The 18,849-nt window shown below is 25.5% G+C and carries 23 protein-coding genes; 4 read left to right on the top strand and 19 right to left on the bottom strand.

Annotated elements, in window-relative coordinates:
- The first annotated feature begins 91 nt into the window (after nucleotides 1-91).
- On the top strand, nucleotides 92-271 hold the full coding sequence (locus CRIB_RS03650) for a hypothetical protein (protein ID WP_180703185.1): 180 nt from the start codon (nucleotides 92-94) through the stop codon (nucleotides 269-271).
- Between the two features lie 450 nt (nucleotides 272-721).
- Here the strand turns inward: CRIB_RS03650 and CRIB_RS03645 are convergent, their stop codons facing one another.
- From CRIB_RS03645 to CRIB_RS03595, 11 genes are all read right to left on the bottom strand, one after another.
- On the bottom strand, nucleotides 722-1,093 hold the full coding sequence (locus CRIB_RS03645) for a NifB/NifX family molybdenum-iron cluster-binding protein (RefSeq protein WP_180703184.1): 372 nt from the start codon (nucleotides 1,091-1,093) through the stop codon (nucleotides 722-724).
- A 176-nt stretch (nucleotides 1,094-1,269) separates the two neighbouring features.
- Nucleotides 1,270-1,746: a flavodoxin family protein gene (locus CRIB_RS03640; protein WP_180703183.1), complete on the bottom strand. Its 477-nt coding sequence runs from the start codon at nucleotides 1,744-1,746 to the stop codon at nucleotides 1,270-1,272.
- A gap of 313 nt (nucleotides 1,747-2,059) precedes the next feature.
- On the bottom strand, nucleotides 2,060-2,560 hold the full coding sequence (locus CRIB_RS03635; RefSeq protein ID WP_180703182.1) for a hypothetical protein: 501 nt from the start codon (nucleotides 2,558-2,560) through the stop codon (nucleotides 2,060-2,062).
- A gap of 88 nt (nucleotides 2,561-2,648) precedes the next feature.
- Nucleotides 2,649-2,891, bottom strand: coding sequence for an RNA polymerase sigma factor (locus CRIB_RS03630; RefSeq protein ID WP_180703181.1), 243 nt, complete (start codon nucleotides 2,889-2,891; stop codon nucleotides 2,649-2,651).
- Between the two features lie 118 nt (nucleotides 2,892-3,009).
- A complete protein-coding gene (locus tag CRIB_RS03625; protein WP_180703180.1) occupies nucleotides 3,010-3,309 on the bottom strand; it encodes a YjgN family protein in 300 nt (99 codons plus the stop codon).
- A 186-nt stretch (nucleotides 3,310-3,495) separates the two neighbouring features.
- Entirely contained in the window at nucleotides 3,496-4,098 is a 603-nt protein-coding gene (locus CRIB_RS03620; protein ID WP_180703179.1) for a DUF975 family protein, read from the bottom strand.
- A gap of 286 nt (nucleotides 4,099-4,384) precedes the next feature.
- Nucleotides 4,385-4,762: a putative periplasmic lipoprotein gene (locus CRIB_RS03615; RefSeq protein WP_180703178.1), complete on the bottom strand. Its 378-nt coding sequence runs from the start codon at nucleotides 4,760-4,762 to the stop codon at nucleotides 4,385-4,387.
- Between the two features lie 166 nt (nucleotides 4,763-4,928).
- Complete coding sequence (locus CRIB_RS03610; RefSeq protein WP_180703177.1) at nucleotides 4,929-5,279, bottom strand: hypothetical protein; 351 nt, start codon at nucleotides 5,277-5,279, stop codon at nucleotides 4,929-4,931.
- Between the two features lie 253 nt (nucleotides 5,280-5,532).
- Nucleotides 5,533-6,396, bottom strand: coding sequence for a YitT family protein (locus tag CRIB_RS03605; protein WP_180703176.1), 864 nt, complete (start codon nucleotides 6,394-6,396; stop codon nucleotides 5,533-5,535).
- Between the two features lie 255 nt (nucleotides 6,397-6,651).
- Nucleotides 6,652-6,900, bottom strand: a complete 249-nt coding sequence (locus CRIB_RS03600; protein ID WP_180703175.1) for a DUF1294 domain-containing protein — start codon at nucleotides 6,898-6,900, stop codon at nucleotides 6,652-6,654.
- A gap of 9 nt (nucleotides 6,901-6,909) precedes the next feature.
- A complete protein-coding gene (locus CRIB_RS03595) occupies nucleotides 6,910-7,383 on the bottom strand; it encodes a hypothetical protein (protein ID WP_180703174.1) in 474 nt (157 codons plus the stop codon).
- Nucleotides 7,384-7,825: 442 nt separating this feature from the next.
- Between CRIB_RS03595 and CRIB_RS03590 the strand changes: the two genes are divergently transcribed.
- Nucleotides 7,826-9,031 (top strand): MalY/PatB family protein, encoded by a 1,206-nt coding sequence (locus tag CRIB_RS03590; RefSeq protein WP_180703173.1) that lies wholly within the window; start codon nucleotides 7,826-7,828, stop codon nucleotides 9,029-9,031.
- Nucleotides 9,032-9,162: 131 nt separating this feature from the next.
- Here CRIB_RS03590 and CRIB_RS03585 read toward each other — a convergent pair whose 3' ends face one another.
- From CRIB_RS03585 to CRIB_RS03570, 4 genes are all read right to left on the bottom strand, one after another.
- On the bottom strand, nucleotides 9,163-9,936 hold the full coding sequence (locus CRIB_RS03585) for a DUF3226 domain-containing protein (protein ID WP_180703172.1): 774 nt from the start codon (nucleotides 9,934-9,936) through the stop codon (nucleotides 9,163-9,165).
- Nucleotides 9,936-10,961, bottom strand: coding sequence for an AAA family ATPase (locus CRIB_RS03580; RefSeq protein ID WP_180703171.1), 1,026 nt, complete (start codon nucleotides 10,959-10,961; stop codon nucleotides 9,936-9,938). Before CRIB_RS03580 ends, CRIB_RS03585 begins: the two co-directional genes overlap by 1 nt.
- A 68-nt stretch (nucleotides 10,962-11,029) precedes the next feature.
- Nucleotides 11,030-11,560 (bottom strand): VanZ family protein, encoded by a 531-nt coding sequence (locus CRIB_RS03575; RefSeq protein ID WP_180703170.1) that lies wholly within the window; start codon nucleotides 11,558-11,560, stop codon nucleotides 11,030-11,032.
- 227 nt (nucleotides 11,561-11,787) lie between these two features.
- Nucleotides 11,788-12,504 (bottom strand): glucosaminidase domain-containing protein, encoded by a 717-nt coding sequence (locus CRIB_RS03570; RefSeq protein WP_180703169.1) that lies wholly within the window; start codon nucleotides 12,502-12,504, stop codon nucleotides 11,788-11,790.
- A 460-nt stretch (nucleotides 12,505-12,964) separates the two neighbouring features.
- Here CRIB_RS03570 and CRIB_RS03565 point away from each other — a divergent pair, with 460 nt between their 5' ends.
- Nucleotides 12,965-13,186: a hypothetical protein gene (locus CRIB_RS03565; RefSeq protein ID WP_180703168.1), complete on the top strand. Its 222-nt coding sequence runs from the start codon at nucleotides 12,965-12,967 to the stop codon at nucleotides 13,184-13,186.
- Nucleotides 13,187-13,373: 187 nt separating this feature from the next.
- Here CRIB_RS03565 and CRIB_RS03560 read toward each other — a convergent pair whose 3' ends face one another.
- Nucleotides 13,374-14,186: an Mrp/NBP35 family ATP-binding protein gene (locus CRIB_RS03560; RefSeq protein WP_180703167.1), complete on the bottom strand. Its 813-nt coding sequence runs from the start codon at nucleotides 14,184-14,186 to the stop codon at nucleotides 13,374-13,376.
- 251 nt (nucleotides 14,187-14,437) lie between these two features.
- Between CRIB_RS03560 and CRIB_RS03555 the strand changes: the two genes are divergently transcribed.
- Nucleotides 14,438-14,956 (top strand): ECF transporter S component, encoded by a 519-nt coding sequence (locus CRIB_RS03555; RefSeq protein WP_180703166.1) that lies wholly within the window; start codon nucleotides 14,438-14,440, stop codon nucleotides 14,954-14,956.
- A 151-nt stretch (nucleotides 14,957-15,107) separates the two neighbouring features.
- Here the strand turns inward: CRIB_RS03555 and CRIB_RS03550 are convergent, their stop codons facing one another.
- The 3 genes from CRIB_RS03550 to codB form a co-directional block, all read right to left on the bottom strand.
- Complete coding sequence (locus tag CRIB_RS03550) at nucleotides 15,108-15,821, bottom strand: polymer-forming cytoskeletal protein (RefSeq protein ID WP_180703165.1); 714 nt, start codon at nucleotides 15,819-15,821, stop codon at nucleotides 15,108-15,110.
- Nucleotides 15,822-16,103: 282 nt separating this feature from the next.
- A complete protein-coding gene (locus CRIB_RS03545) occupies nucleotides 16,104-17,366 on the bottom strand; it encodes a cytosine deaminase (RefSeq protein ID WP_180703164.1) in 1,263 nt (420 codons plus the stop codon).
- A gap of 59 nt (nucleotides 17,367-17,425) precedes the next feature.
- On the bottom strand, nucleotides 17,426-18,694 hold the full coding sequence (gene codB / locus CRIB_RS03540) for a cytosine permease (protein WP_180703163.1): 1,269 nt from the start codon (nucleotides 18,692-18,694) through the stop codon (nucleotides 17,426-17,428).
- Nucleotides 18,695-18,849 lie beyond the last annotated feature (155 nt).

Here is an 18,849-nt window from a genome sequence, read left to right as displayed (position 1 = left end):
ATGGGTTATTCTAATGAATAAACAACAATTCAATAACTTAGAAATAACAGAACAAATACAATACATAAATAAACAATTATAAAGCAACAGTTTGACAACAGTATGTGCAACGATTGGAATAGATAGAGCAACAGTAATGAAGAGATTTAAAGGTAATGGATATACATTAGTTGATAATCAGTATATAGCTACAGATACTAAAAAAGCTAATGATAGCAATTCTAACTCTGTAGAGAATACTAATAATATAAATCAATATAACGGCTTATAAAAGCGTATAAAAAATATAGAAAAGAAATTACATACTTTAAGCAACAACGATGCAACAAATACATAACAGAAACAAAATAATTATAAAGAAATAAGGTTCTATAAAAATGAAAATGTAGTAAGAGCATATAGAGTTGATACAGAAGTACAACAAAGATTTAAAGAATACTGTTCTAAAAATAATCAATATAAGATAAGTGATATAATTAGCACAGCTTTAGAAAACTTTTTAAATGAATATGATAAATAAAATTAGTTTAAGTACTCTTAGCGGTGCTTTTTTATTTAGTACCTTTATAGTTTTTCAGCCACTTTTAGAATATATATTTTCTGATTATAGAAAGTAAGTAGGTATTTATATTAAAATAAAAATTTATCATTTATTAATAATAAAAGGACTATCTTAAATTAAGATTAGCCCTTTTAAATCTAAAACATATTTTAATTAATTTTAATGGTGTCCGCAACCATCATGCGAGCAAGTATGATTTCTTGGAAACTCTTGAAGTTTATTTTCTTTATATAACTCTAAGTTATCTTTTATAGTTTCACCTTTTGCTTTATAAACTCTTATTCCCATTGAATTTAATTTTGATATAGCTCCTTGGCCTATCCCTCCAACTATAACTGCATCAACTACATTTCCTGCTAATGCTTTTATAGGTTGGCACATGCCATGTTCATGTCCTAAGTCACCATTATTTATAGTACTTAGATCACCGCTTTCTAAATCACATACTACAAACATTGGAGCTGAACCAAAATGGCCAAAAGGTCTACTATCTAATCCATTATTAACTTCTACAGGTACACATATTTTCATTATAATAACCCCTTTCTTTTTAAGCACTTTTGCGCTGATTTAAAATTATTGATACAACCTATTGAACTAGCGCTAATATAATTTAATATATTTTCTGTATCACTTATCGAATTGATTAAGTACTTATTTAAATAAAGTGTAGTACTCTTAATTGTATAATTCAATATCTATTTTTTTTATAAATTTTTTATCCAGTTTAAAGTTTTTTGTATATTTTCTTCTTTGTTATTTTTTAATGGGTTTGTATATTCTATCTCACCTATAATTTTATTTCCTTTTAACTCTTTTTTTAAATTATCAAAGCACTTATTTGATCTACCACCTCCATGGCATACAAATAATCCAATTTCTTTATTTTTTATTTTATATTCATTAAAAAATGTATTAAATGGAGCTGCATATGTTCCCGCCCATATAGGTGTGCCTATAAATATTTTATCGTATATACTTATATCTATATATTTATTTAAAAGTTTTGGCTTTTCTTTGAAAATTACACTTTTTCCACCCCATAAGTACTTCTTAAATCCTTTATTAGGATATTGTTTTTTAGTTCTTAATTCTAAAACATCTGAATTTAATTCATTTTTTATGATGTTTGCAATTAGTTTTGTGTCCCCTTCTAATGAATAATATATAACTAAACTCTTCATATTCTCCTCCTCTCTTTTTCAAATATAAATATATTAATATACTTATATTTGAATTATATTGCTATGTACTTAATATTATACAAATTAAAAAAGGAGGATATTAATCCTCCCATTTTTTAACTTATATAATAAATTATATACCATTTATCAAGTTCTTATAAATCTATATAGAACTTATTTTCAATTATAAATTCTATCACCTTTAGTTGTATCTAAACACTCTTTATTATTTATATTCATATATACGTATATTTTAATATATCTTTATAATACTCATAATAATCTAGTATATAATAGTGTTTAACTTTGCAATTTAATTACTTAAATTTATTTCTATAGCCTCATCATATAGCAATCTCATTTTAGTATTATTATAAGTTGAAACCTTTTTTATTTTAGAAATTGCATTTAAATCATTTCCATATCCTTCTAAATTAATTGTTGTAGTAATTCTACCAGTTTTTTTATTTTTATTTTCACTACCGCTACAACTAAATCCAATTTCTTTTTCATTCTCATCAAAGAATACTAAACCTGATTCATATGGTACAAATCCTTCCATATAGTATGTATAGATTATTTTACTATCGTTTATTTGTATATCTTCTATTATTACTTTTCCATACTCATTAATCTCAAATGTTATAGGTAATTTATCTATATCATAAATATCTAATATCTTATTTTCTTCACCAATATATTTTATAGGAATAAGTCTTAATGATTTAATATCTTTATCTCTTAATTTAAATTCAAAAGAATTAGTTACACCATTAGTAGTTGAATCATGTCCTATAACCCCTTTTCCTACCATATCTAAATAATTATTATTTTCATCAACTAGTGCAAATTCACTATCTAAAAAAATCGGTGATATAGCATCTAATTTAGTAAAATCAGCATCAAATTTTTCTTTTTATTAAGTCATAACATTCATTTGATACTATTCTCATCATCCAGGACTTCTTTAATATTGATTCACTTATTGCATCTTCTACTTCTATATCATTTTTTAATCTACTTTTTGCAAATCTATATAAAGATAATTTATGTACTTCAACTAAATCAACAAACTCTTCTTTACTGATTTCATTTTTATTTATGTTTATTATTTTTCTACTTATATTGGCGCCAATACTTAACACCTCATCACCTCCTACATGTATAAGACTGATAAACCTTTGTAAAAGTTCCCAAAATGTATTTTATATTAATATAAAATAAAAATCACCCTGATTTACTTATCAAGGTGATTTTATTTTATTATTCAAATATAGTATTTTCAATTTTCCATTGTAACATTTTTATATATAACCAGAATCCATATATTCCAAAAGTTATTATAGTTAATATCCACCATTTTATATAGTTCATAAATAAGCTTGATCCAGTTCCAACAAACTTAAGTTTTCTACCTTCTATTACTGTATTATTTATTTGCCACTTATATTTTATACACATAGCCCATGGCGTTGCTATGCCAAATGTTAGTGCACTTATTCCCCAAGCTAATATATTAACGCCTATTAATCCTAACAGACTACCTTCAAATCTTGAATTCATTATGTCATCCTCCTCGTTGATATCTTTTCATATTATATATTAATAAACTTTTTGTGTCTATTTTTAATTATTGATATCTTATCTCTAAAATAATATTTCCTTCTAGCAACAAATATCAAAATAAAATATAAATAGCTATAAAAATAATTAATTTAATAATTAACTATTTTTATAGCTATGTTAACTTTAGTCTTTAATTTCTAGATAGAAATTAGTTAAAGTTGCATTGTAATAAGGTAATACATATAATCCCGCAATACCAAGAGTTATTACCATTAATATTCCCCATCCTAGAAAACTTAATTCTAATATAAAAAGATCCATTTTATGTCCTTTCATAATTCTAGAACTTTCTTTCAAACAATTCATTATAGACATTTCTGGATTTTCAGCCATTATATAATATACTTGAGAGTACATAAAAGCTAGTATTATACCTGGAATTATAAATAATATACTTCCTATAAAAACTATAACCCCAACTAATAATGTAACTCCAATAGCTCTTAGCATATTATTAAATCCATACCACAAATCTGAAAACTTAGGATTTGATCTATTTGCTAAGTTGATAAAAAATTTACATTGACCTATAGTCAATGGTCCAGTTATAACTAATGTTATAATTGGAATTATAATAGATATAGCAAATGATTCACTATCAATCTCAGCTAAAAGATTTGGTATACCAGATATTAATGTGCATACTATAATGATACCTATAGCTAATCCCCAATTATTTTTTAATTGATCCTTAGCATTTTGCTTTAGCTCACTTCGTAAAATCATAATACCCCCTCCTATAATATAATATTATGCATTTTTACTTTACTTGTTCCTATTACTATAATTATATCAGTCAATATAAAATATGTTGTATATAAAATATATATTCTCCTTATATCTAACTTTATATATTCTTACCATCTATTTCTTCTAAAACTATTTAGTTAACCTACTAACTTATTAGATATAATCATATTTTCATAAAATAAACTTAATACAAAAACAAAATATAAAAAGTATACCCTTAATATTTCTAAAATTTAAGGATATACTTTTTATATTTTACTATCTAATTTTTATCAATTATTTTTACTAATGTTAGCTGACTTCCCTCATCTTCTATAATATACTCTATAGTAATCTTTGTCTTATTATTCTCTAACTCACTAAAATCTTCATCTATTAATTTTAAAATACTAACTGCATAATAATTTCCATCTTCACCTAATAACTCAAATGAGTGATTATCTATAAACCCACAAAATATACCACTTAACTCTCCTTTAACTGGTATGTTCCAATTAGAATCTATATTTACACTTTCTAAGTTATTTTCTATATTATTAACTAAATTAGATTTTTGGTCCTTATCTATCTCTTGTTCTTTAGTTAAGCTACATCCTACTAAAAGCATAACACTTAATACTATAGTAATTATTTTTTTCATACGTTCCTCCCTAGTAATATTTAATATATTTTATTCGTGTTAAATTACACACATAATCTATAAATTATATTATCTAGTAGGAAATTTTATTCCTTATATCATGCTAATTAATTTATTATGCTATAATAAGATAGTGAAAATAGTATAAGGACAAAAGGTATTATAATTAATCTTTTTTTACTTTATGCTTTTTATATGCTCTATAAATCGAATAGTCTAATATATCTCCTAGTATTAAAATAATTAAAATATATGGATACTTAAAACTAAAATATAGATATATACATACTATTACTAAAATAAGAAATATAATTAATCCTATTGTTTTTTTGCCTTCTTCTAAATTAAATTCATCTAAACTACTATCAAGATCTTCTTTTGCACCAAAAGAATACATTCTCTCACATACAAAAACTAGAAAAAATAATATCTTATTATTATACGTAACTAAATATCCTATTATTGCAAGCATAGAGAATACTAACGCTGATATTATATTATTTTTATTCCTATTCATTTGATTTCCTTTCTATTTATGATAATATATCTTTTATAAAAAATTCGCTTCGCTTGAGCGACGTGTCGGCGAAACACTTCATGTCGCCAACGACTTCGTCCGTTGCTTGAGCCACTGCGTGGGCTAAGCATTTCAAAATCTTTTTTACGCTCAAAACCAATTTGTTGATATTACTTACATTCAGAATTTATCCACATTTTTTAAGTATTATAATATCCTTAAGCGTAAAAAAAAGAGGTTACCCCCTTCTTCTTTACGCCGCTATTGACTTAAATCCTTCACCTAATACTTCATGAACATCACTTACTATTATAAATGCGTTAGGGTCAACTTTTTTGATAAACTTCTTTAAGTGAACTTCTTGCTTTTTATTATTCACAACAACTAACAAGATACTCTTATCATTATTAGTATATCCACCTTTACCATCAATAATAGTAACACCTCTGTTTACATCATTAACTATAGCTTCTTTTAGTTCATCTCGATTTTCTGTTATAATCATAAATGCCTTGGAATAATTAAATCCAGATATAATAGCATCTATTACCTTAACTATTATATAAAGTGCTATAGCAGAATATAATCCTGTTTCTATATCTTTATTAGCTATACCAGCTGACAAAACAACCATACCATCTATAATTGTTAAACATTTAGATACAGGTAAACTTGGAATTGCTCTGTTTACCATTAATGCTATAAGATCTGTTCCTCCAGTTGAACCGTCTACACTAAATACAATTCCTAAACCAGTTCCTAGTAATATAGCCCCTGATATTGCTGATAATAATACATCTTGTGTAGCCGATATTGTTGATAATGGCTCTGTAATTTTCAATACTGCAGATAATATTATCATACCTATAAATGTTTTTATTGCATCTTTTTTCCCCAATATTTTTATAGAAAATACTAAAAGAGGGATACCTATAATAAGCATTATTATTGATACAGACAATCCTGTAAATTTACTTATTACAAGTGATAACCCACTTAATCCACCCGGTGCTATAGTATATGGCTTAAAGAACATATTAAGCCCAACACCCATAAATATACACCCTATTATTAGTCCTAAAAATTCTATTATAATATTATTTGTTGATTTTTTCATATTATATAATCCCTCCAGTTAAAAGCTATTATACCAACTTTTAGCATTTTTAGCTATGCTTTTACTTATTTATATAATTATTTTAGAATATTCAAAACAAATAAATTAAAATATATTATACTAATTACGCTACTAAGAATATTAAATTTACTATATAAAGTTTTTTAAGTATCAAAATATAATTTATTATACTCTAGTATTTTTATCAATCACATTTAACCATCACAACGAGTTAAGCTATTATTAATTTATGATTTATTTATAGTAAATTAGTATAATTATTTGAATAAATAGTATAGCAGGTAATCCAGTAGTAAATTGCCTATGTTTAGTCTTATGCCTAAATTGATACATCCCTATAATACTGCCTATACTCCCCCCTATAATTGCTATAAAAAATAGAGTCTTTTCAGAAATTCTATACATATTATTTTTAGCAAAGTATTTATCCAAATACATTGATAATAAGCCAACTATATTTATAAATATTAAATAATAAATCATGTTCTTTACCTATTTAGCAACAAATAGTAGTATCTCTAATAATTGTACGCCTATTTCTCTTTCTTGATTTTTTATTAACTCTAAACATTCTTTTAATTTATTCCATTTTTCATCTAAATTTAAATTATTCTTCTCTATATTTTCTATAAGATTAATAACTTCTACTAACTTATCTTTTTCTAAAATATCGTTATAATCTATGTATTCCTTTAAATCTGTAAGTTTATCATGTATATTTTTTTGTTTTTCCTTAAAAATTAATTCCTCTTTATAATCCTTTAAATAATTTTGTATATTTTCTATATCTTTTTTACTGTAGTTCCAAACTACATCATTACTTATATTAGATACAGAATCTATATTATTTTTATATTTATCATGAAGCTCTTCTATTGCTATTACAATTTCTAAATAATTATTTTCTATTAATAAAGTGTCACATCTTTTTATATCTAAATCCAATTCATTTAATTTATTTATCAAATTATCCTCTCCTTATTATAAAATTAGTTATTTGAAACCTTTGCTTATCTCATTATTATACACAAATTTTATATAATATCCAATTTGATAAATTAAATAATTTTCTTTGCTTAAGATATATCTCTCCCCCCTAATATAACTCATTGTGCTATTTAAATTTAATCGTTGTAAATACTTACTGCAGTATATTTTATTGCTTTTAAGTTATATAAAGATATTCAATAAAAGATAGTATTGCTACTCCTATTATCACCAGTGACAAATAAAAAAACAATTAACTTGTGTCCAATCATCTTTATAGCATTTTTTGCAATATAAATAGCACTTTTTCATATTTTATACTCATATATTGCGTGATACTATATAAATATAGTAATAAAGCAAACAACTAATTTTTTAGATTCTACATAAAATACTAATTTAAACTTTGGAGGTTTTTAAAATGAAATACAACTTTGATGAAATAATAGACCGTTCTAATAATTATGCAGTTAAGTATGACGAAACTAAAGAAAAGTTTGGTAGAGATGATTTAATACCATTATGGATAGCTGACATGGACTTTAAGGCTGCAGATCCTATAATAAATGCACTTCAAGAAAGAGCAATGCAAGGTATCTATGGATATACTTCTAGACCTATTGAATATTTTGAAGCTATAAAAAAATGGCAACTAGAAAAGAATAACTGGGAAGTAGATACATCGCTTATGTCACATGCTTTAGGTGTTTTACCAATGCTTGCAAACTTAATGCATACGTTTTTAGAAAAAGGAGATAAGGTTATAATACAGCCACCAGTATTTCATGAATTTAAAAACGTTATAGAAGCTTGGGATGGTGAAGTCGTTATAAATCAACTTATAGAGGATAACGGTAAATATTTTATAGATTTTGATGATTTAAGAAATAAAGCTAAGCAAGGTGCTAAATTTATGATAGTGTGTAATCCTCATAATCCAGTTGGAAGGGTTTGGTCAAAAGAAGAATTAGAAACTATAGCAAATATTTGTATAGAAAATAACATAACTATTATATCTGATGAAATTTACTCTGATATAATGTTATGGGGAAATAAACATACTCCAATGGCATCTATAAGTGAAGAAATAAGAAAACATACTATAACTTGTACTTCTTCAACTAAAACATTTAACTTAGCTGGACTTCAAGTTGCTACAGTAATATTCCCTAATGTAGATATGAAAAATCAATATGATACTATATTAAAGAAAATAGAAACATATAGAAACAATGCATTTAGTATAGTTGCTAATACAGTTGCTTTTACTGAAGGAAAAGAATGGTTTTTAGAAGCCACTACTTATATAGAAGAAAATATAAAATATGCTGTAGATTATATAAATAATAATATACCTCAAATAAAAGTAAGTATTCCTGATAGTACATACTTACTATGGCTAGATTGTAGAAATTTAAATCTTGAGGGAGATGACTTAGTTGACTTCTTCGTTAATAAAGCTCAACTTGCACTTAATGATGGTCGTATATTTGGAGAAGGTGGAGACGGTTATATGAGAATAAATATAGCTTGTCCTAGAAAAATTTTAGAAAAAGCTCTATATCAATTAAAGAATGCAGTTGAAAACTATATTTTGGATAAATATGAATTAATTTCTGGTTGTTAACATTCACTCCATTCATATTACAAATAATATACAATTATACATTTTCAAAAATTTATTTTAATAATTATTTATATATTTTTTAATTTAAAAAGGGCTAATTTAATTTAGCCCTTTTGTTGATTTTTAACTTTTTAATTAAGCTCCAATATATCTATTATAAAATCATAAAATTTTTTTATAACAGAGCTATACATTATACTTTCTTCACTTATCCAATCATCATATCGTATTGATATCTGATTAGCACTTCCAGGTTGAAATATATTTGCTATACATCCTACCTTAACTTTATTCTCACTAGATTTGCTCCAATTTTCTTTATATCTATCATTAACCTTTTCTAAATATTCATTTACATTATCTAATAAATCACTATAAACAACCTTAGCACCTTCAAGTAAAAAGTTTTCTAATGTTCCTTGTGAGTAGTTATCTGGGAAAAAATAATAATACATATTTATACTTTCTCCTCGTATTCTACAGGAACCACTTAGAAAATCCTTTTTCTTAATAACCATATCTTTGTTATACTTTTTAAATCTTTCATCAAAAGCCTCTTTTGCAGATTTTTGATCAGCATCAAATATGGCACATACTCCATTTATTTGCTTTAATTCAGCCTTAGTCATATTGCTAAGGTATAAATCTATATCTCTGATAATATTACCTACTCCATTAGCTGATACCATTGCTATACATAGATTATTTTTTATAAAATAGGAAGGTATTGGTATAAATCTATCCAATCGATTATCTACAAAGGGATAAGTTCTTGGAACTCTACTCCTCCATATTTCTGGAATATCGTTTATATTGCTAGCTTCTTTAAATCCATTTATTAATAATATTCTAGCTACACAATTTATATCATGAACTCCCTCTACAAAAAATAAAAAGCTTCTCATTATCTCACATCCTGACCTAGCAAGTTTCTAATATCTTTTAACCTATCGCCAGAAAACTTTGTATAATATGTTTTATTATCGTATACCTCTATTCTATAACAAGATAATAAGTCTATTTGATTTCCAAGTGAAAGTATAATTCCATCTATAACCTCTAAGCTATGAGTCGTACATATTAGTTGAATCTTGTATTCCTTACATATTTTTATAATGCTGTCAAATACTTTATTTATATGATTTTTGTGTATTGCACTTTCTATTTCATCAACTAGTAGTATTCCACATTTTGCACTTACCATAGCAACTCCAAGTATAAATATCTTTTTTATACTATCTCCAAAGCTAAATAAAGGTGCAGTACCATATATCTTATGATCTATATATACACAACATCTACCTTCGTTAAATTTTTTTACTACTTTAAAATCCTCTATATCTGGATCGAATATACTAAGTAGATTTATTATATTTTCTTTATCTCTATCATTTATATTTTCTAAAGTACTTTCTATCAAGTCACTTCTATAATAATCATATGGTGTAACATATACTATTTTTATAATGTCATAGTCATTAAGGTATTTTATATCTTTATTTTCTTCTATAGATATATTTTTATCTATGACTGTTTCATCTTCTACCTTCACATTAATATTACCTAAAAATGCCTTATCCATATCACTATTTATACCAATATCTTTTACTATATTTCCATTTATATTAATCTCTCTAGTTAATCCTTTTATAGTTGATTCAATTTTTATACTTTTGTTTATATCTTGCTCTCTTGGGAATATGTCTAAGAATAATTCAAAACTTGAAGGGTAATCAGAACTTCTTTTGAATACATTATTTAAGATACTTTTTATACTATCTTTATTTCCAAGTATTGACACAGCTTCAAGTAATGATGTTTTTCCGCTGTTATTTGCTCCTACTATTATGTTTATATTAGATAGTTTTTTTAATTCTAAGTCTTCTATACTTTTAAAATGATGTATTTTTAAATAAGTTAAATAGCTCATTTTATCACTTCTTTCTACTTTATATAATAATTATATAAAGTAGAAAGAAGTAATATAACATATTTTAATTAATTATTAAATTCTTCTTCCGATAAGTCTTTCTTATTTAATAAAGATACTATTATTTTTATTATTGATATTATTATAAAAGTTAAAATTATACCAGTTAAAGCACCTGATGAATCTATGAATACATCTTTTATACTTCCTGATCTTCCCGGTACAGATAATTGCCTATATTCATCATAACATGCATACGTTATAGAAAGTAAAAATGCTATTAATGATGATAGTACAAGCTTTTTAGAAAACTCATATATAAATAATAATAAAGATGTTCCTATTAATGCATATATACTAAAATGAGCCATCTTTCTAACAATATAGCTTTTACTTCCAAATCTTTTTAATTTATCATATATATTAGTCTGGATTTTTATAAGCTTTTCATCTTGTAAGGTAACTTTATCTCTTATTTTATCTATAATTCTTACTACTTCCTGTGATTGATTTCCTGACATTTGTGCATTTTGGCTTGAAAAATAATACATTCCACCCAAACTAAACACAACTAATATAATTACTATAAGTTTCTTCATTTTTTATCCTCTTTATTTATTAGTTTTGTTTTATAATTAATTAAGCATTTTGATTTATAAAAAAATATATAGGCTTTAATTTATATTTTAAGTAATTTTTTTATTGCTTATTTTATATTATATATATTTTTTATTAACTTTTATTTATATAAATATACTATGTTTACTTAAAATTAAATAATAGAAAAAAGGTATAACATCATATACTAATATTATACCTTTTTTATTTACGATTTATCAGCTCTAAATAAATTATCATAAGTCTTTAAAAAATTACTTGCCAAGTAATCAACCTTCTCTTCCCATCTCTTATCTTCTCCCTCATCTGGACAATAATTTAACTGGATAGCATCAACAGATAAACCTTTATAATACATAGCATCTTCTTTTAAATAATTATTACTTAAATGCCTTGCAGTATGAAGTACTGATTCTTGATGACTACTAAATAATCTTCCCTCTGAACTGTCACTATAAACTTCATACCCAGTTAGGTTATTATCCTCTATTGCCCTTCTAGATGTTGCAAATCCACTTTCAAGTGCTACTATTCCTGCCATAAAAAATGCATTTACACCATACTTTTTTTCGCATTCAACAAAAGCACCTGCAAGATGGACCATAGTCTTTGAACCTGTAGTATTTATAAGTACTTCCTTCATTTCTTCTTCAGTTATTTCACTAATTACCGTAACATTTTCTCTTAAATAAGAAACCCCTTGTACTCTATTTGCTTCAACAATATCTTCTTCTCTTCTTCTAGCTTCTAATTCTTCATATTCTATTTTAAGTTTTTCAACTTCTTCATTCTTTGCTATTTCATTTTCTATATTATTTGATGATAAGTCTTCCCCTGAAATTGTAAGATTTTTTGATAATATACTAAAACTAAATACCATAAATAATAAACATATACAAATCATAAGGTGCTTTTTAAAATTCACATTATCACTCTCCTTATATATAAATTCAATAACTTACTTTTATTACCCTTTTAGCAAATTTTGATAAGAAAGTGTATAACATGATATCTTTTCTATTATTTTTAGGTTTTACGCTTATATTATTTATTATTTTATTAATAATTCCACTTTTAATATCAATTAATCAATAATTTTGTATGTAATATTTTTTCTTTATAAACATAAAAATGTATATATTAATATTTCCTACAAAACTTTATCCGTATTACCAAATTCATTTATATATCTTCTAATAATAATTAGACATTATAAAATACTTCTATTATTTATATTATTTTTGAACAATACAAAATAATAATTTTACTTAATGAAGCATTTTAATTAAAATATATATGTATGCTTAAAATATAATTCTTTACAAACATATCATATATAAATTTAGTTTGTGATAGATATATTAAGTAAATAATATTGGAGGACGGTGATTAAAATAAATAATAAAATAAAAATAACATTTAAAAATGGTTTTGTAAGAATTATAGAAAGAGATAATATTCGAAACTTTAATTCTCTAGTCGATTGGCTAGAAAAATTTAACAAAGGAGAAGAAGTTCCTTTTCTTACCATGTCAGGAAGAGATTTAGGCAGTGCTATAGCTATAAATAAAAATAATGTAAAAAGCATAGAATTTATAAATAAATAAGCTGATAGTTTAACTATCAGCTTATACTTATGTACGAATATATATTAACTTATATTTTTATCTTTACCTAACATATTCACTATATTTTCATAAAGAAATTAATAATAATTAATATTTTTATGAATTCAGCACCAATCATATCTATATACAAAATCACTTCTAAGTGTTGTTTAGATATGACCCTTAATTATTTTATATTATCTACAATACCAGTTAGTATTCCGTCTAAGCTCTCACTAATTTCTGATACTCCATTATGAGTTATATTAACTATTTCTTTTGTCATAGGAAGTTCTCCTAAAAGTTTCAAATCCATCTCACTTAAGAATTTTTCAGTTTCTTCCCCTTCAAATAATTTTATTTTTTTATCACAATCCGGGCATTGTATATAGCTCATATTCTCTACAACACCTAATACTTTTATATTTAGCATTTTTGCCATATTAACAGCCTTTGCAACTATCATAGATATCATATCTTGGGGTACAGATACCATAACTACTCCACTTATAGGAATTGATTGCATTACTGTAAGTGCGACATCTCCAGTTCCAGGAGGCATATCTATTAATAAATAATCTAGCTCTCCCCATATTACATCACTATAAAATTGCTTTACAGCATTCCCTACCATTGGTCCTTTCCAAACTATTGGCTGATTTTCATTATCTACCATATAGTTTATAGACATTGTTTTTATACCTTCTTTACTTTCTATAGGATATATATCTTTTCCATTGGACATAGCCCTTTGATTTTGAAGATTCATAAGTCTTGGAATACTCGGACCCGTTATATCTGAATCAAGTATTCCTACTTTATATCCCATTTTATTTAATTTTTTAGCTATCAATGCAGTTACAGTTGATTTTCCAACTCCACCTTTCCCACTCATAACAGCAATTATTTTTTTTATATTATTATTTGGATTATTCTTTATATTACAAGTTGCTTGAGTTTTACAACTATTTTTTGACGGACATGAGTTACAATTTGTCATCTATTATTCCTCCAATTTATGCTAATTTATAATATTTTCATTTTATAATATATTATATACCCATAAAGTTATATTTTATTGATATTATTGAAAAATCATTAATTTTTTATACACCCTTAAGAAATACTATTATAATAGATTGTTTCTTCATTATAATTTTAAAAATTGTATGGGTACAATTTTTATTGTATCTAATTACTGCGGTTGGTATAATTTAGATAACACATGATCATAAATTGGAGGATATAGAGATGAATAACAAAACTAAATTACTTGTTCTAAATGGGCTTATGATAGCTCTTGTTTGTATAGCCACTATGGTAATACAAATACCAATACCTATGACAGATGGGTATGTAAATATAGGCGACAGCATTATTTTTGTAACATCAATTTTATTTGGACCTATATCAGGTATGATAGCTGGAGGATTAGGATCTGCTTCAGCTGACATTTTAACTGGATATTCACATTGGGCTTTATTCACACTACTAATAAAGGGATTTGAAGGATATATAGTTGGTACTATAGTTAAGAAAAATGCAAATTTAGTAAAAAATATATTAGCTACATTATTTGGTGTAGTAATTATGGTCGTTGGATATTTATTAGCAGGTACATTTTTACAAGGTAGCTTTATAATTGCATTAGGCTCAGTTTTATCTAATATGCTTCAAGGTATAATTAGTATGATAATTGGTATACCAATAGCTTCATATCTTATTACTGTAAAATATGTAAAATCATTTAAACAAACATATAGCAATTAAAACAAAATTTAATATATAGATTACTTGTAATTAAAAAGTGTGCTAAAATAATCAAACTTTTAAATCTAAGTTATAATTAACTTAGCACACTTTCTCTACTAACTTATTATATAAATGTCTATTTACCTTAAAAGTAGTCACAATATACTCCTTAAATTATTTTTAAACTTTTTTCAATTTTACAATCTTCAGATATATTAAGATTTTTTGTATATTCTATATATTCTACATCAGTATTTTCTAGTTTTATATCATCACCCTTCATTAATTTGCAACTAAACCTTCCATACTTTTCTTTGCATAAATTTAGAATATTTCTGCGCTTATATTTAAGTATCTCTATTTTCGATGATTTTATTTCATTGCAATCTGACTCACTATATGGATAAATACTTGCACTTTGAGCTTTTAATGTTCCCTCACATTGTATAGATCCTTTTATAGTTATATTTTCACACTCTATGTTACCTTTTACTTTAACTAATCCATTTATATTTATTTCTTTTGCGTATATATTATTTTCTACATATATATCGCCAGTTATATTAATAATATCGCACCTTATATCAAAACTAAATTTACAATTTCCTGTTAAAACAAATTCATCTATATCAGTATTTCCATCTACTAAAAAATCCCCATTTATCTTAGATTTACTTACTTTAATATCTCCATTTATATATGTATTACCACGTATATTTAATTTTCCAAAATCTAAATTTCCTCTAAATTCAGCATCTCCATTTATTTTTACTTCTCTTGCATATACATCTCCAATAGATGATGCATCTCCCATAATTTTTACTACATCATATTCCCCTTTACTAATAAATCCATCTCCTGAAATCTTTATACTCTTTTTCATATTTTCCTCCTTTCATAATCCTTATAGTTATAATCTGATTATTAAATAACTAATTTATTATTAAAATTATACTCATAACATAATAAATATTTATCTAAAAAAGGTATAGAATATATAATTATACCTATACCTTTTTTAATTATTCTATTTATTTATATAAGCGATTTAAAATTCATATAAATTACATATTATACAATATATATTTAAACTCCTCTATTTCTAGTAATATTTTTTATGTATAATATAAAAACCTACTGATATTATCAGTAGGTTAAACTTAATTTATTTTTTAAAATCTATAACTTCTTTTTCACCTAACATTACATTAGTTTCACTTAATGTAGTATGTGCTATAACTCTACCTTCTCTTATTGAGTAATAAACAGGTACTTGTCTTCTTATTGCATCATATCCATTTTCAGCGGGAAGTATTATCATATTCCCTGGCTTTCCAACTTCTATACCATATTTATCACATATATTAAGAGTTCTTGCACTGTTATTAGTTATTAAATCTATTGATTCATTTATTTGACTGTATCCCATCATTTGACATACATGAAGCCCCATATGAAGAACTTGTAACATATTTCCTGTACCAAGTGGATTCCATGGATCCATTATATCATCATGACCAAAACATACATTTATATTAGATTCAACCATTTCTTTAACTCTTGTAATTCCCCTTCTTTTTGGATATGTGTCAAATCTACCTTGAAGATGTATATTAACAAGAGGATTTGCTATAAAGTTTATACCACTCATTTTTAATAATCTAAATAATTTATATGCATAAGCTCCATTATATGAGTGCATTGCTGTTGTATGACTTGCCGTAACTTTATGCCCCATATTATTTTCATATGCTCTTGTTGCAAGTACTTCTACAAATCTTGATTGTTCATCATCAATTTCGTCACAGTGAACATCTATTAATACATCATATTTTTTAGCTAACTCAAACATTTTATCAATAGACTCTACTCCATACTCTCTAGTAAACTCAAAATGAGGTATAGCTCCTATTACATCAGCACCTAATTTTAAAGCTTCTTCAAGCAACTCAAGTCCATTAGGATATGATAATATTCCTTCTTGAGGGAATGCAACTATTTGAATAGTTACATAATCTTTTAACTCTTCTCTTAGTTCTACCATAGCTTTTATCGCTGTCAAGCTTGGATCTGTCGTATCAACATGAGTTCTTATAAATTGTATCCCATTTGCTACTTGCCAACTTATAGCTTTTCTTGCTCTAGTTTTTACATCTTCTATTGTTAAGAATTCTTTTCTTTCTGACCAACGCTCTATTCCTTCAAATAGTGTACCACTTTCATTCCATTTAGGTTCCCCAGCAGTCAATGTAGTATCTAAATGAATATGAGGCTCTATAAATGGTGGTACAACTAAAAATCCTTTTGCATCTATTATTTCATCATTATTTACTTCTATATTTGAGTCTATTTTAGTTATTATTCCATCTTCTATTAATATATCTACTAAGTTGTCATTATTTCTTAATTTCGCATTTTTGATTAACATCTTTTCCCTCCTAAAATACTAAAGCTATATTTAACTACTAGTTAGCTAACAAAACAATTTTAAGCTATTTTCTCCGTACTATTATTTATATCATTTAATTTACTTTTTGTATTTAATTTACTTAATACTACATAAACTACTATTGCAACTATTACTGAATTTAAAGGTGTTATTCCTTTTAATGTATACGATCCTATAACACCTGCTATCCAAGCTATTATTGCATTTATATTAACTGTTTTAAATTTTGCATATTTAAACTCTGTATAACTTCTTTTATTTAATATAAAGTAGTCAGCTATTATTACTGCTCCTGTTGCTGGTATAAATGAATTTAATAAATTTAACCATTCCATAAAGTTGTTATATAAAAATAATGCTAGTAATGTCCCTACTATACCATTTATTATAACCATTCTACTTTTTGGTTGCTTTGTTATATTTGAAAATCCAAGCCCTGATCCATAAAGCGCATTATCATTAGTCGTCCAAATATTAAGACCAAGTATTATTATCGCTGGTATAATAAGACCTTGCATAAACATTACTTCAGCTATATCAGATTGGCCTGTAGCCATTGCTCCTATAGCTCCAAATGCTAACATTAATGAATTTCCTATTAAGAAGGCTATTACAGTAGTGCTTACAGCTGTCTTTTTATCTTTAGAAAATCTTGTAAAGTCCGCTGTTAATGTTCCACCACTTATAAATGTACCTACTACTGATGCAAGTGCTGCACTCATTGTCATAGTTCCTGTTGGTTCTATTGATAATAATCCTGCAATTCCTCCTACATCACCTATAGCTTTCCCTGCTGATATACTACCTAGTATTGCTATTGAGGGAACTGCTATCATACTTAATATTGTTAATGACTTCATTCCAAAGAAAGCTGTAGCTGTCATTAATAAACCTGATACTAAAACTAATATACCTACGTTAATTCCTGTAACCTTTGATACTGGTATTGCAAACATTGCAACTCCTACACCAAACCAGCCTACTTGTGTTGCTGATACCAAAAATGATACAAGATATGAACCTTTTTCGCCAAATGAATATCTTGCAAGTAAGTGCGTTGAAAGTCCTGTATCTCCTGCCATATAAGCTAAAAGTCCTGTATATATACAAAGTATTATATTACCTATAATTACTGCAGTTATAAACTTCTCCATACTAAGGCTTGTACCTAAGTTTCCTCCTGCTAACATACTCGCCGAGAAGAATGTAAACCCTAACATTACAACCAACATTGATATAAATCCTTTTTTATCACTATTTGGTATTGCTTCTAGTGAATAATCATGATCTTGATGTTTTTTACTCATAAATGTTCTCCTTTTTATAAGTACCTAAACAAAAAACCTCTTGCTATGCAAGAGGTTTTCTTATGATTTTAATAAATATTTCAAATGTATTTCTATATTATATTTTATACATTTTGTATATTTTATTAAAATACTATAAATTTTCATATCCGAAA

The organism is Romboutsia ilealis, assembly GCF_900015215.1.
Taxonomy (GTDB): Bacteria; Bacillota; Clostridia; order Peptostreptococcales; family Peptostreptococcaceae; genus Romboutsia; species Romboutsia ilealis.
Note: the sequence above shows the minus strand (reverse complement) of the source record. Positions and strands in the feature narration are given on the sequence as shown.

Excerpts from the sequence above, each read along its gene's own strand:
- CRIB_RS03575 (WP_180703170.1), bottom strand. The coding sequence starts at position 11,560 with ATGAAGAAACTTATAGTAATTATATTAGTTGTGTTTAGTTTGGGTGGA.
- codB (WP_180703163.1), bottom strand. The coding sequence starts at position 18,694 with ATGAGTAAAAAACATCAAGATCATGATTATTCACTAGAAGCAATACCA.
- CRIB_RS03545 (WP_180703164.1), bottom strand. The coding sequence starts at position 17,366 with ATGTTAATCAAAAATGCGAAATTAAGAAATAATGACAACTTAGTAGAT.
- CRIB_RS03550 (WP_180703165.1), bottom strand. The coding sequence starts at position 15,821 with ATGAAAAAGAGTATAAAGATTTCAGGAGATGGATTTATTAGTAAAGGG.
- CRIB_RS03615 (WP_180703178.1), bottom strand. The coding sequence starts at position 4,762 with ATGAAAAAAATAATTACTATAGTATTAAGTGTTATGCTTTTAGTAGGA.
- CRIB_RS03635 (WP_180703182.1), bottom strand. The coding sequence starts at position 2,560 with ATGGTAGGAAAAGGGGTTATAGGACATGATTCAACTACTAATGGTGTA.
- CRIB_RS03640 (WP_180703183.1), bottom strand. The coding sequence starts at position 1,746 with ATGAAGAGTTTAGTTATATATTATTCATTAGAAGGGGACACAAAACTA.
- CRIB_RS03600 (WP_180703175.1), bottom strand. The coding sequence starts at position 6,900 with ATGATTTATTATTTAATATTTATAAATATAGTTGGCTTATTATCAATG.
- CRIB_RS03590 (WP_180703173.1), top strand. The coding sequence starts at position 7,826 with ATGAAATACAACTTTGATGAAATAATAGACCGTTCTAATAATTATGCA.
- CRIB_RS03605 (WP_180703176.1), bottom strand. The coding sequence starts at position 6,396 with ATGAAAAAATCAACAAATAATATTATAATAGAATTTTTAGGACTAATA.
- CRIB_RS03645 (WP_180703184.1), bottom strand. The coding sequence starts at position 1,093 with ATGAAAATATGTGTACCTGTAGAAGTTAATAATGGATTAGATAGTAGA.
- CRIB_RS03555 (WP_180703166.1), top strand. The coding sequence starts at position 14,438 with ATGAATAACAAAACTAAATTACTTGTTCTAAATGGGCTTATGATAGCT.
- CRIB_RS03610 (WP_180703177.1), bottom strand. The coding sequence starts at position 5,279 with ATGAATAGGAATAAAAATAATATAATATCAGCGTTAGTATTCTCTATG.
- CRIB_RS03625 (WP_180703180.1), bottom strand. The coding sequence starts at position 3,309 with ATGAATTCAAGATTTGAAGGTAGTCTGTTAGGATTAATAGGCGTTAAT.
- CRIB_RS03580 (WP_180703171.1), bottom strand. The coding sequence starts at position 10,961 with ATGAGCTATTTAACTTATTTAAAAATACATCATTTTAAAAGTATAGAA.
- CRIB_RS03620 (WP_180703179.1), bottom strand. The coding sequence starts at position 4,098 with ATGATTTTACGAAGTGAGCTAAAGCAAAATGCTAAGGATCAATTAAAA.
- CRIB_RS03585 (WP_180703172.1), bottom strand. The coding sequence starts at position 9,936 with ATGAGAAGCTTTTTATTTTTTGTAGAGGGAGTTCATGATATAAATTGT.
- CRIB_RS03560 (WP_180703167.1), bottom strand. The coding sequence starts at position 14,186 with ATGACAAATTGTAACTCATGTCCGTCAAAAAATAGTTGTAAAACTCAA.